This window comes from Escherichia sp. WS547, assembly GCF_046486065.1.
GTDB classification, from domain to species: domain Bacteria; phylum Pseudomonadota; class Gammaproteobacteria; order Enterobacterales; family Enterobacteriaceae; genus Escherichia; species Escherichia coli.
This window is the reverse complement of sequence record NZ_JBJQMA010000001.1, coordinates 108,696-121,913: the sequence shown is the minus strand read 5'-3', so window position 1 is coordinate 121,913 and position 13,218 is coordinate 108,696. Positions and strand designations below refer to the sequence as shown.

8 protein-coding genes are annotated in these 13,218 nt (G+C 49.5%); 1 reads left to right on the top strand and 7 read right to left on the bottom strand.

The features are described 5' to 3' along the window. Nucleotides 1–18: 18 nt before the first annotated feature. The 5 genes from ACJHWK_RS00535 to atoS all read right to left on the bottom strand — a co-directional run bounded on the left by ACJHWK_RS00535 (nucleotide 19) and on the right by atoS (nucleotide 6,054). Nucleotides 19–1,341 carry a TIGR00366 family protein gene (locus ACJHWK_RS00535; protein WP_000580275.1) on the bottom strand — a complete coding sequence of 441 codons (1,323 nt, stop codon included), beginning with the start codon at nucleotides 1,339–1,341 and terminating at the stop codon, nucleotides 19–21. Beyond that, the gene (atoA, locus tag ACJHWK_RS00530) at nucleotides 1,338–1,988 is read right to left on the bottom strand and encodes an acetate CoA-transferase subunit beta (protein WP_000339064.1); all 651 of its coding nucleotides are present in this window, start codon (nucleotides 1,986–1,988) and stop codon (nucleotides 1,338–1,340) included. Before atoA ends, ACJHWK_RS00535 begins: the two co-directional genes overlap by 4 nt. Beyond that, nucleotides 1,988–2,650, bottom strand: a complete 663-nt coding sequence (gene atoD / locus ACJHWK_RS00525) for an acetate CoA-transferase subunit alpha (RefSeq protein ID WP_000850534.1) — start codon at nucleotides 2,648–2,650, stop codon at nucleotides 1,988–1,990. Before atoD ends, atoA begins: the two co-directional genes overlap by 1 nt. 195 nt (nucleotides 2,651–2,845) lie before the next feature. Continuing rightward, nucleotides 2,846–4,231: an acetoacetate metabolism transcriptional regulator AtoC gene (gene atoC / locus ACJHWK_RS00520; protein WP_000125281.1), complete on the bottom strand. Its 1,386-nt coding sequence runs from the start codon at nucleotides 4,229–4,231 to the stop codon at nucleotides 2,846–2,848. Next, nucleotides 4,228–6,054: a two-component system sensor histidine kinase AtoS gene (gene atoS / locus ACJHWK_RS00515; protein ID WP_000559127.1), complete on the bottom strand. Its 1,827-nt coding sequence runs from the start codon at nucleotides 6,052–6,054 to the stop codon at nucleotides 4,228–4,230. Before atoS ends, atoC begins: the two co-directional genes overlap by 4 nt. Before the next feature lie 166 nt (nucleotides 6,055–6,220). Here atoS and rcsC point away from each other — a divergent pair, with 166 nt between their 5' ends. Further along, on the top strand, nucleotides 6,221–9,070 hold the full coding sequence (rcsC, locus tag ACJHWK_RS00510; RefSeq protein ID WP_113328625.1) for a two-component system sensor histidine kinase RcsC: 2,850 nt from the start codon (nucleotides 6,221–6,223) through the stop codon (nucleotides 9,068–9,070). 85 nt (nucleotides 9,071–9,155) lie between these two features. On the opposite strand, the gene rcsB is transcribed toward rcsC, so the two are convergent. Then, the gene (rcsB, locus tag ACJHWK_RS00505) at nucleotides 9,156–9,806 is read right to left on the bottom strand and encodes a response regulator transcription factor RcsB (RefSeq protein WP_001061917.1); all 651 of its coding nucleotides are present in this window, start codon (nucleotides 9,804–9,806) and stop codon (nucleotides 9,156–9,158) included. Between the two features lie 16 nt (nucleotides 9,807–9,822). Next, nucleotides 9,823–12,495: a phosphotransferase RcsD gene (rcsD, locus tag ACJHWK_RS00500; RefSeq protein WP_001590388.1), complete on the bottom strand. Its 2,673-nt coding sequence runs from the start codon at nucleotides 12,493–12,495 to the stop codon at nucleotides 9,823–9,825. Between the last annotated feature and the right edge of the window lie 723 nt (nucleotides 12,496–13,218).

Sequence of the window (13,218 nt, the reverse complement as noted above, 5' to 3'; positions counted from 1 at the left end):
CTGTCTGTAGGGTTGCCGTCAGAACAGCGTTAAACCAATGACGAAAATGACGCCGGAGAAGAGCAGGGCAGTGATGCAATAGCCCATGATGTCGCGGACACCGAGTCCGGCGATTGCCAGTGCTGGCAGCGCCCAGAATGGTTGTGCCATGTTCATCCATTGCTCGCCGTAGGCGATCGCCATTACCGATTTACCGAGATCAGCGCCCAGCGCCTGGGCTGCGGGTATCACGAAAGGTCCCTGAATAACCCAGTGACCGCCGCCAGACGGAACGGCGAAGTTAATCAGTGCAGAACTAAAAAAGGTCATTACCGGGAAGGTGTCTTTGTTCGCAACATTGATGAAGAATTCGGTAATGAGTCCGCCCAGACCAGAATGCTCCATCATCAGTTGGATCCCAGCGTAGAAGGGGAATTGCACCAGAATACCGGCAGTACTGCGTGCTGCCGCGCTGATAGCACGCATATAAGCCATTGGCGTTTTATGTAGCAGCAGACCCGCAATCATAAACATCAGGTTGACGGTATTGATGGTGATGTTGAAGCCATGTTCGCTGAAGTACATCGCAAGGTAAGCGATACCGAGTGCGCCGATGATCAACGTCAGAATGCGGCTTTCTTCCAGTCGCTCGGATGGTGGGGCATCTTTCGGTAGCTGCTTTTGGAAATCAGCCTCTTCCATGAGTAGTTTCGGATCGATACTCACCACGTCAGACGGTTTTGGCATCATCATGCGGGTGATAAATGGCATCACCACAATCAACGCCACAGTGATGAAAATGTTAAAACCACTGAACAGAGTATCGCCCACCGGGATCAGCCCGGCGATATGCTCAACCGGGTTGCCCGGTGTTGCAGCCAACAGAGGCATTGAGCCAGAGAAACCGCCACCCCAGGTGAGAAAACCAATGTAGGCGCAGGCAATGAGCAACGGATAATCAGAACCGGGAACTCGGCGTGCGACTTCACGGGCAAACATTGCGCCGACAACCAAACCAAATCCCCAGTTGATGACACAAGCGACTGAACCGAAGAAAGTAACCAGCATGACGCCCTGTACGGGCGTCTTTGCGGCGGAGGCGGCAGTACGCAGCAAACTTTTTACCGGAGCAGAGCTGGCAAGGGCATGACCGGTAACGATGATAAGCGCCATCTGCATACCAAACGCCAGCAAGTTCCAGAAACCGTCACCCCACATTTTCACCATGCTGATCGGCGTTTGTGGTGTTAACCAAAGCGCGATCACGAAAGTTAGCAATGTCAGCAACATGGCAAAGATCAGTGGATCGGGAAGCCACCGGCTGACAAAACGCGTCATAAAACGCGATATGCGACCAATCATAAATCACCCCGTTGCGTATTCAGATCGGCGGCAACTTCAAACCGAGCTTCTGTTTTGGCACACACGGTGGCTAAATCACACCCGTCGGCAATTTCGGTGAGCCACATTTTGCCGTCAATAAAACGAAAGACAGCCAGTTCAGTAACCAGCATATGCACCGCATGTTGCGCAGTGAGTGGCATGGTGCAGCGGCGCAAAATTTTTGCTGAACCATCTTTGGCACAATGTTCCATGGCGATGATCACTTTGCGCGACCCGGTCACCAGATCCATCGCGCCACCCATACCGGGCACCATTTTCCCAGGCACTACCCAGTTCGCGAGGTTTGCTTCTTCGTCTACTTGCAAACCGCCGAGCACGCAGGCATCAATATGACCGCCGCGGATTAGCGCAAATGACATGGCGCTATCAAACATGGCCGCACCGGGTAAAACACCGCACGGTTGCCCGCCAGCGTTCACCAGATCTGGATGCGCTGTCGTGACCGGGCCTAAACCGAGGAAGCCGTTTTCCGATTGCAGAGTGATATGAATACCCTCCGGTAAATAATTGGCGACCATTGTGGGTAAACCGATCCCTAAGTTAACGATGTCACCATCACGAAGCTCTTGCGCCACACGGCGCGCAATACGTTGTTTCGCATCCATTATTTGCTCTCCTGTGAAACGATGATGTGGTCGATAACGGCACCAGGGGTGACAATATGGTCAGGTTGCAGCTCGCCGGTTTCGACCAGTTCATCTGGCTCTACCAGCGTGATATCAGCCGCAAGGGCTATCAGGGGGTTAAAGTTGCGGGCGCTAAGTTGATAGGTCAGGTTGCCAAGTGTGTCGCAACGATGAGCGCGAATTAGCGCCAGGTCGGCGCGCAGTGGGCGTTCGAGCAGCCAGATTTTACCGTCGAGTGTCAGTGTCTGTTTGCCTTCCTCTACGACGGTGCCGACACCCGTTGGGGTGAGAAAACCACCAAGTCCAGCTCCACCACAGCGAATTTGCTCGATTAGCGTACCTTGCGGCACCAGAACGACGTCCATCTCACCAGATATCATGCGCCGACCTGTTTCCGGGTTGGTGCCGATATGTGAAGCAATCACTTTGCGGACTCGACCATTGACGATGAGCGGACCGATGCCAGTATCAACAAACGCGGTATCATTGGCTATCAATGTCAGGTCGCGAACACCAGATTCCAGTAATGCTTCAACCAGGCGGGATGGAGTGCCAATCCCCATAAATCCGCCCACCATGATGGTCATGCCGTCACGAAAGAAGCCGGTGGCATCTTGTAATGTCATCAATTTTGTTTTCATTTTTTATCCCTCTTGCATACACCGTTGTGGGTACAGTCAGGGAATAGCAAGGGGAGTGCCAGAATGAGATTATTGGGTTTTGTTATTTAACTAATTGAATATGAAGGGATAAATTGGATGAGGATTTATAAGGAGAATGAGCGGCTATGCAGAAAATTGCGCACTGTGCAAATTTCTGCATAGCAAGTTTTGGCGTTATACATCCGCCGGATCGATACCGTATTCCTGGAGTTTATACATCAATGCACGGCGACTGATGCCCAGCATTAAAGCAGTGCGGGTTCGGTTTCCTTCTTGTTGTTCCAGCACTTCCATAATGATGCGTTTTTCGACGCGTTTAATTTCCTCTTTTAAATTACGCTCACCGACAGGGGCTGTTTTTGCCTCACCAGCATTACAGACTGGCTGACGAATCTGCGGCGGAAGATCCTCAGAGAAAATGATCGGGCCTGAGTTCATCACGACGGCGCGTTCAATGACGTTGGAAAGCTCTCGAATATTACCCGGCCATGACCAGGCGGTAAGCAGCGACATTGCCATCGGATCGATGTCGATAATATCGCGCTGATTCTCACTACTGAATTTTTGCAAAAAGTGATTAGCTAATAGGGAAATATCTTCCCGGCGATCGCGCAGAGGCGGCAGTATTAAATGAATAACGTTAAGGCGATAAAAGAGATCTTCACGGAAGGTGCCTTCTTTCACCATTGCCTGCAAGTCGCGGTTGGTGGCAGCAATGATGCGGATATCAACTTTTATGGTCTGATGGCCGCCAATCCGTTCAAATTCCCGTTCCTGCAGAATGCGTAGTAATTTGGCTTGCAGTACGAGCGGCATTTCGCCAATTTCGTCGAGGAGCAGAGTACCTTCGTTGGCACGTTCAAATAATCCCTGACGCAAGGTTTGTGCACCAGTAAATGCACCTTTTTCATGACCAAACAGTTCACTTTCGAGCAACGATTCCGGCAGCGCCGCGCAGTTGACTTTAATGAACGGCCCCTTTGCCCGCCGCGAATTGTAGTGAATCGCTCTGGCAATCAACTCTTTCCCGGTGCCGCTTTCACCGCTAATCAAGACGCTGGCCTGAGAAAGGGCAATTTTGGCGGTGTCTTTGCAGATGTCCATCATCGCCGGGCTGTTGGTGAGAATGTGCCCCCATTGCCAGCTAGTGCTCAGTGCCTGGTGCAGATGGCGGATCTCTTTTTTCATTGACTGGAGTTGTAAAGCGCGCTGAACGATTAAATTCAACTCATCGAGATCAAACGGTTTGATAACATAGTCGAAGGCCCCGCAGCGTAGCGCTTCGACGGCGGTTTCCACTTCAGCATAGGCCGTCATCAGAATAACGGGGGTCCGTGTCTCATGGCTGCGCATCTCCTTGAGTGCCTTGATGCCGTCCATCTCTGGCATGCGGATATCCATCAACACCACGTCAGGGTGAATATCGGCAAACAGGTGTAATGCTGTGCGTCCGTTGTTCGCACAATGTGTTTCGAATCCTTGTAGTGCAAAAGCGGTGCTCAGCATACGGCGAACATTATCTTCATCATCCACAATAAGGATGCGATTAATAGCAGTCATACAGTCTGATTTCCCTGCGGATTGATCGGTAAAATAAGCGTGAAGGTTGCGCCGTAGCCCGGCAAACTGGCGACGCGAATATCACCCTGATGGGCATTAATGATGCGTTGACTTAACGCCAGACCAAGCCCGGTTCCTGAGGCTTTGGTGGTGAAAAAGGGATCGAAGATCTTTTTTTGCAGCGAGAGATCAATGCCACAGCCGTTGTCCTCTATCGAAATGGCCTGTTGTGAGTCGCTGTATTGCCAGGTTTGAATGCGAATTTTCCCTCGTGCGCTGATAGCCTGGACGGCATTGATCAGGATATTCAGTAGTACCTGTTTGAGCAGTTCACGATCGGCGTTAATCGGGTTTAATTCATTATCCAGTTCGCTTATGAAGTCGACCCGCGCTTGTACGCCGGCGGTTTGTACCAGTACCAGAGTTTCTTCAACCAATGCATTGAGACTGACTTGTTGCCATTGACTGTGGCGTGGACGTGAAAATTCGAGCAATTGCTGAATAACTTTGTTAATTGAATCGATTTCTTTGAGTACTACGGACAGATATTCCTGATGTATTAGGTCGCTGGTTTGTTGGCGCAAGATCTGTACATAACCACGAATAGCCGTTAGCGGATTACGCACTTCATGCGCGACGCCAGCCATCAGCTCACCCAGTGTGGCGAGGCGTTCTGCTTGCGCCATGCGGCGCTGGGTTTCTTTGCGGGCAGTTAAATCAGAGAAAATCACCAAAGCACCTATCATTTCACCATGCGTGTTATGAATACGACTGGTAGTGACACTGAGTTCAATGGTGCGGTCACGGCCTGGAAAACTGATCTCCAGCGCTACATGTTCGGTGCCATGTTCCAGCGTATCCAGTACTGGACTGTAGAACTGAGTATTGTCGAACAACATGGAGTAAGGCTGCCCTACCAGTTCATGACGTTGATAGCCAGTGATGACTTCTGCTGCCGGGTTCATGGTGGTTACATCACCCTGGCGATCAATGGCAATGACGCCATCGGCAGCGTTTTCAATAATCAGATCGTTGAGTGTCCGCGTTTCACGCAGTGCCTGGGCGAGGTTGTTAACACTCTGACTGATTTGCCCCATTTCACCGGGCAATTGTGGTAATCGAGTGGGAATATTTTGTGCCAGAGTCGAGAGGCCATCGGTGATGATATCAATATTGGCGCTCAGGCGACGGGAGAAAAGGACAATCAACAGCAGGCTTATCAGCAAACCGGCGGTGAGCACAATGATAATCCTCACATCCATTTTCCAGGCCTGACGGCGAATATCTTCGGTTAATTCATTGGCCCAGATATAGCCGAGGATTTCACCATTACGCTCAATGGGAATCATTGAATTCAAAATATCGCCGCGCACCTGCCTGCCTGAATAGACCAAAGGGGTATTTGTACGCATGACTTCGCGACCAGGGTGATCTGCGGCAATGGTAACGCCCACATTATTCTGATATAGCGCTGAAGGTGCGTAGGTGATTATCGCATCCAGCGTTTTGTTGTAATAACCAGCGCCGATGCCAGGGAAGGCGTGAGTGATATTTTCGGTAATGGGGGCAAGTTCTGCATTTAATGCGCGGATACGCTCCTCACGTGGTAAGTCGATGTAGAGATCATAGCGATCGCCTAGTGCCTGATTAAGCAGGTTGACCACGGCAGAAAGTTTTTTCTCTTTTTCAGATAAGACTGCTGAACGTCCTTCCGTTTCTACGATATAACCAATAGTAAGCGTTGGGACAATGACCATCAGGATTGCCATCAGGATCATTTGATTGCGTAAGCGGCGTGGATAAATCCACTTCATATAATGCATGCTGAAATCCACTAGTCTTGTCCGGTATATGACGATTATCAGAGGTTAAGGTGATGATTTCTCGGCGGTGTATCATATTCCAGAGAAGAGAGAACATTGCGGTAACACGCTTTTACCGCTACCTTAACCACACTCCATCGGTCACCTGAGGCGGAGCTTCGCCCCTTTGAAATACCTTGCTTCTTTTCGTACAACCCTGAAAGCCTCGCGCTACATGTTCAGAGCATTGGCGTTAGTGCTCTGGCTGTTGATTGCTTTTTCATCCGTTTTTTACATCGTTAATGCGTTACATCAGCGAGAATCGGAAATTCGTCAGGAATTTAATCTGAGTTCCGATCAGGCTCAGCGCTTTATTCAACGCACCTCTGATGTGATGAAAGAGCTGAAGTACATCGCCGAAAATCGCTTATCGGCAGAAAACGGTGTGCTTTCCCCGCGTGGACGAGAAACGCAGGCGGATGTGCCTGCGTTTGAACCGCTGTTTGCCGACTCCGATTGTTCCGCAATGAGTAACACCTGGCGAGGTTCTCTGGAGTCATTGGCGTGGTTTATGCGCTACTGGCGCGATAATTTCTCTGCGGCTTACGATCTCAACCGGGTATTTTTAATCGGCAGCGATAACCTCTGCATGGCCAATTTCGGTCTGCGTGATATGCCAGTGGAACGCGATACCGCGTTGAAAGCGTTGCATGAACGCATCAATAAATATCGAAATGCACCACAAGATGATAGCGGCAGTAACCTCTACTGGATCAGCGAAGGTCCGCGCCCTGGCGTCGGGTATTTTTACGCGTTGACGCCAGTTTATCTGGCGAACCGGTTGCAGGCGCTTTTGGGTGTCGAGCAGACCATCCGGATGGAGAACTTTTTCTTACCTGGTACGTTGCCGATGGGGGGTACCATTCTTGATGAAAATGGTCATACCCTGATTTCGCTTACCGGACCAGAAAGTAAAATTAAGGGCGATCCTCGCTGGATGCAGGAACGCTCCTGGTTTGGCTATACGGAAGGGTTCCGGGAGCTGGTGCTGAAGAAAAATCTGCCACCCTCATCGCTAAGCATCGTGTATTCGGTGCCGGTTGATAAGGTGCTGGAACGCATTCGCATGTTGATCCTTAACGCAATTTTGCTGAATGTGCTTGCCGGAGCTGCATTGTTTACTCTCGCGCGGATGTACGAGCGACGTATTTTCATTCCGGCGGAAAGCGACGCCCTGCGACTGGAAGAACATGAGCAGTTTAATCGCAAGATTGTCGCCTCCGCGCCAGTGGGTATCTGCATTTTGCGTACCGCTGATGGCGTCAATATTTTAAGTAACGAACTGGCGCATACCTATCTCAATATGCTTACGCATGAGGATCGCCAACGACTGACGCAAATTATCTGTGGGCAGCAGGTCAATTTTGTTGATGTCCTGACCAGCAACAATACCAATCTGCAAATCAGCTTCGTCCATTCGCGCTATCGTAATGAAAACGTGGCCATTTGTGTGCTGGTGGATGTTTCTTCGCGCGTGAAGATGGAAGAGTCGTTGCAGGAGATGGCACAAGCAGCGGAACAGGCGAGCCAGTCAAAATCGATGTTCCTTGCCACCGTCAGTCATGAGCTGCGAACGCCGCTGTATGGCATTATCGGTAACCTGGATCTGTTGCAAACCAAAGAGTTACCGAAAGGCGTCGATCGTCTGGTGACGGCAATGAACAACTCTTCCAGCCTGTTGTTGAAAATTATCAGCGATATTCTCGATTTCTCGAAAATTGAATCAGAACAGTTGAAGATCGAACCGCGTGAGTTTTCACCGCGTGAAGTGATGAACCACATCACCGCCAACTATTTACCGCTGGTGGTACGCAAGCAGTTAGGCTTGTACTGCTTTATTGAACCGGATGTGCCAGTGGCCTTAAATGGCGACCCGATGCGTTTACAGCAGGTCATCTCCAACCTGTTGAGTAACGCCATAAAATTCACCGATACCGGCTGTATAGTTTTGCATGTTCGCGCTGATGGCGATTATCTCTCTATCCGTGTTCGCGATACCGGCGTGGGGATACCGGCGAAAGAAGTGGTGCGCTTGTTTGATCCCTTCTTCCAGGTCGGAACGGGCGTACAGCGAAACTTCCAGGGGACCGGTCTGGGTCTGGCGATTTGTGAAAAACTGATCAGCATGATGGACGGCGATATCTCGGTAGATTCAGAACCGGGAATGGGCAGCCAGTTTACCGTGCGTATTCCGTTGTACGGCGCTCAGTATCCGCAGAAAAAAGGCGTGGAAGGGTTGAGTGGTAAACGCTGCTGGCTGGCGGTCCGCAATGCGTCGCTCTGTCAGTTCCTGGAAACCAGTTTGCAGCGCAGCGGCATCGTCGTTACAACATACGAAGGGCAGGAACCGACTCCCGAAGATGTGTTAATCACTGACGAGGTAGTGAGCCAAAAATGGCAGGGTAGAGCGGTAGTGACCTTCTGTCGTCGCCATATTGGTATTCCGCTGGAGAAAGCGCCAGGGGAGTGGGTACACAGTGTGGCTGCCCCGCATGAGCTACCGGCATTGTTGGCGCGTATTTATTTGATCGAGATGGAGAGCGATGATCCTGCGAACGCTCTGCCGTCGACGGACAAAGCGGTCAGCGATAACGACGATATGATGATTCTGGTCGTGGATGATCATCCGATTAACCGGCGTCTTCTGGCAGATCAGTTGGGTTCGTTGGGCTATCAATGTAAAACCGCGAATGATGGCGTCGATGCGCTTAATGTACTTAGCAAGAATCATATTGATATCGTGCTTAGCGACGTCAACATGCCAAATATGGATGGTTACCGCTTGACGCAACGCATTCGTCAGTTGGGACTGACGTTGCCGGTAATCGGAGTAACTGCTAATGCGTTGGCTGAAGAGAAGCAGCGGTGTCTGGAGTCCGGTATGGACAGCTGCCTGTCGAAGCCGGTAACGCTGGATGTGATAAAACAGACGCTAACGGTATATGCCGAGAGGGTCAGGAAATCGCGGGATTCGTAGGACGGATAAGGCGTTTACGCCGCATCTGGCATTCAGTGCAAATGCCAGATGCGACGCTGACGCGTCTTATCTGGCCTACAGATGATTAGTCTTTATCTGCCGGACTTAAGGTCACAGAAGAGAGATAATTCAGCAGAGCAATATCGTTCTCGACACCCAGCTTCATCATCGCAGATTTCTTCTGGCTACTGATGGTTTTGATACTGCGGTTCAGCTTTTTAGCGATCTCGGTCACCAGGAAGCCTTCAGCAAACAGGCGCAGAACTTCACTCTCTTTTGGCGAGAGACGCTTGTCACCGTAACCACCAGCACTGATTTTTTCCAACAGGCGAGAAACGCTTTCCGGGGTAAATTTCTTCCCTTTCTGCAGCGCGGCGAGAGCTTTCGGCAGATCGGTCGGTGCACCTTGTTTCAGCACGATCCCTTCGATATCCAGATCCAATACCGCACTAAGAATCGCCGGGTTGTTGTTCATGGTCAGAACGATGATCGACAGGCTTGGGAAATGGCGCTTGATGTACTTGATTAAGGTAATGCCATCGCCGTACTTATCGCCAGGCATGGAGAGATCGGTAATCAACACATGCGCATCCAGTTTCGGCAGGTTGTTGATCAGTGCTGTAGAGTCTTCAAATTCGCCGACAACATTCACCCACTCAATTTGCTCAAGTGATTTGCGAATACCGAACAAGACTATCGGATGGTCATCGGCAATAATTACGTTCATATTGTTCATGTAATAGGCTACCTTGCTACAGCAAGCTCTTGACATAACTGTCAATGTCGCTGATGTATTTTTCTATTCCTGGAACATCCTTCTCACGAATCAGATGTTCCAGCGTTTCACATAACTGCTTGCCGGGTACCAGATTTAGCATGGCAAATACGCCTTTAAGACGATGAGCCGTTTGGGCTAACGCAGCAAAGTCACTGGTTGCTGCTTCAGTATACAGCCTCTTAACATCATCCGGTACTGTGTCTACAAAGAGCGCATAATAGCCGCTGGCATGGAGTTGCGCATTTTCATCTCCGCCCAGAGGCGATTCTGTCACCTCTTCCTGCGCCAGTTGCACTTCAATTAATTGTAAGACCGCTTCCTGCATAGCGTTGCTCATATTGAAGTTGACGCACAATTGACCAGGCCCAATTTCCCGTACGCCAGACTCATCATCGCTTAAAAGCAAGCCAGAGGCAGTAAGATTAGACGGATTATCCGTTAAAAAGATATCATAATCTTGACTAATTAATCTTTCATCGGGTGTGATACAGGTTGCACCCCAATTTTCTAACTGGCGAGTGACAATATTCCGAATTTCTGCTGAAGTAACATCCACCATTACGCAGACATCATCCAGTAATCGCTCTTCTTCCTCTTCAACTTCCGGGTCAGCTGCGAGCATTTTGATATGCACAGAGTAGCGTGTACCAAGCCCATCCCGCGTTTTGATGTTTAAATGACCGCCCAGTTTACGCGCCAGTTGATCGCTCAGCCAGAATGCCAGCGGGTCCGCCTTGCCATAGCGATCGTTTTGGGTCTGGTTGATAAACGGGAAGTGCAAATTATCCATTTCATGAATGCTTACGCCTTCTCCGGTGTCCAGAATGCGGAACGTCAGGCGGTCTTCGGAGGACTCATCCTGATCAACCTCAAGGGTGATTTTTCCCAATTGCGTTGAGGTCACGGCATATTGCATCAGTAGCAGCAAAATACGTCGTAAGGCATCGCGATCGCCGCGGCGCATATCGTGTGCTTTCAGATGATTGTTAATCAGCAGTTGCAGACCTTTACGCTTGATGGCAGGCAACACTGAAGGCACAACTTCATCAATCAAATCCTGCACGGAGAACAGCACCGTCTCACTTTTCCAGCTATCGTCCGCAAGCATGTTCGCTAACTGTATTTCATCGACCAGCCGCACCAGCACATCAGCCTGATTCGCCAGTTGTTTGCTTTCCGGGGCGTTGAGTTTAGCCGCGCTCTCCGCCAGGGACTGTGCGGGTTCTTTCAGCGCATCGCCAATGTTTTTCATAAAGGTCATCCGCCCCTGCTGGTTTTTCTCATACAGACGCTGCGCCTGCTTGAGTTTCTTGTTTACCAGCACTTCGCGATCCTGATCGCGAATAATGAAAATTTGTGTGCGCGGCGCGACCTGGCTGCGGAACATGCGGATCTCATACAGCTCGTTATTGATCGTCGCCTGAATAATCCCCTGATGCTGTTCCGCCATGGTGGTGATGTTTTGCAGATTCAAATGCGGCAGCAAATGATCGGCAATTTTGTTACTTATGACAGTGCGGTTCGATTCCTGATCGTGAACCAGCAGGCCAAGCGGCAGCAGTGAGACTATCTCTTCATTGATTGCCCGTAAAATGCGCAATTCGTTATTGACCGCCGTGCTGGGGACGTTTTCTGTACTGCGGCTGGAGAAATGGCGGAATGTGGTATAGCCAAATAACGCCAGCGCCAGCAAACCGATATTCAGCAGCAGTGGCAGCAGAATGTTTTGCAACGTATCCAGCAGTAAGGTGCCATAAGGAACCTGCCAGACCAGGCGCATATCGGTAGAGTTGAGTGCCGAGGAGATTTCAATCTTCGTACTGTTAAAGTGGATACTGACGCTATCCGTCCCTTCTTTCTCATTATCATTGTTTCCCGTTGCCGTCGCGTCTGGCTCAAGGCGGAAACTGTCCAGCGGCATGCCCGGTGGGATCAAATCATTAATCGGCAGATCAAAAGCCACGACCGTTGCCAGATGTCCCGGCTGGTTGAACGTGGTACGCAAGGTAAAGTAATGACCGTTCTGCCAGGCCAGGCGGCGCATGTTAGAAAAGCTTTCGCGTTCATCGAGGGCGTTGGCCTGTTGCAACATCTCTGCACGACGTGAATCAACAATGTCGCTGACGGTCGATTCTTTAAATCCGGAGGTGAGATCTTTAAGGGGCAGGGTTGAGATCAGCACCAGACTGTTATCCTGACCATTCAGGTAATACATCGACCACGGTACATTTTCTGCGCCCCACAATGTATCCAGATAAGTGGACATCCGTTGAGTCATCTCAAGCGTTGAGTTGTCGTGAGAGCCAAAGATTAACGCTTCCGTTTTGCGGCGTGGTTTCTCCAGATAGTAGACATCCTGTTTCAGGCGCGTCTCTTGTAAACCTTCGCCGGAGGAGGGGGTGGTCGTCGCGGCAATGTTGTCGTAGATCTGCCAGGTCACGTAACGCCAGGTATCGACGCGCTTTTGGATAGCGTGGGTAATGTCGACAATCTGGTAACTTTTATCTTTCAGCCAGGCGTTAACGGCGCTTTGTACCATTACACCCATCGTCACCAGTAACACAATGATCAACAGTAAAAAGAAGCGGGTAATGCTCCCCGGTAGGAGTGAAAAGCGGGTCGTGGCCGTTGTCTCTTTCTGACGCATTCGTGTTTATGACCTGTTAAAACTTCGCGAAGTGATAGGGCAGTATAAAGGGTACAGTGTGAAATTCCAGACTCTTACCTGATTGATGATTCTCTATTCTCCCGTGATATTTATCATCCTGCATTGGGGAAAATAGATGTACAAGCGCCATTTTGCTGTACAAATAACCTACAAAAAGCCCAACGAAATTAATTGCAAATAAACGAAGATTGCTGGAAATTATGCTGATGTTAATTATTTGTGAAATAGTTAACAAGCGTTATAGTTTTTCTGTGGTAGCACAGAATAATGAAAAGTGTGTAAAGAAGGGTAAAAAAAACCGGATGCGAGGCATCCGGTTGAAATAGGGGTAAACAGACATTCAGAAATGAATGACGGTAATAAATAAAGTTAATGATGATAGCGGGAGTTATTCTAGTTGCGAGTGAAGGTTTTGTTTTGACATTCAGTGCTGTCAAATACTTAAGAATAAGTTATTGATTTTAACCTTGAATTATTATTGCTTGATGTTAGGTGCTTATTTCGCCATTCCGCAATAATCTTAAAAAGTTCCCTTGAATTTACATTTTGAAACATCTATAGCGATAAATGAAACATCTTAAAAGTTTTAGTATCATATTCGTGTTGGATTATTCTGCATTTTTGGGGAGAATGGACCTGCCGACTGATTAATGAGGGTTAATCAGTATGCAGTGGCATAAAAAAGCAAATAAAGGCATATAA

Bases quoted from the DNA above. Each gene is read 5' to 3' on its own strand.
- ACJHWK_RS00535 (WP_000580275.1), bottom strand. From the start codon at position 1,341: ATGATTGGTCGCATATCGCGTTTTATGACGCGTTTTGTCAGCCGGTGG.
- atoA (WP_000339064.1), bottom strand. From the start codon at position 1,988: ATGGATGCGAAACAACGTATTGCGCGCCGTGTGGCGCAAGAGCTTCGT.
- atoD (WP_000850534.1), bottom strand. From the start codon at position 2,650: ATGAAAACAAAATTGATGACATTACAAGATGCCACCGGCTTCTTTCGT.
- atoC (WP_000125281.1), bottom strand. From the start codon at position 4,231: ATGACTGCTATTAATCGCATCCTTATTGTGGATGATGAAGATAATGTT.
- atoS (WP_000559127.1), bottom strand. From the start codon at position 6,054: ATGCATTATATGAAGTGGATTTATCCACGCCGCTTACGCAATCAAATG.
- rcsB (WP_001061917.1), bottom strand. From the start codon at position 9,806: ATGAACAATATGAACGTAATTATTGCCGATGACCATCCGATAGTCTTG.
- rcsD (WP_001590388.1), bottom strand. From the start codon at position 12,495: ATGCGTCAGAAAGAGACAACGGCCACGACCCGCTTTTCACTCCTACCG.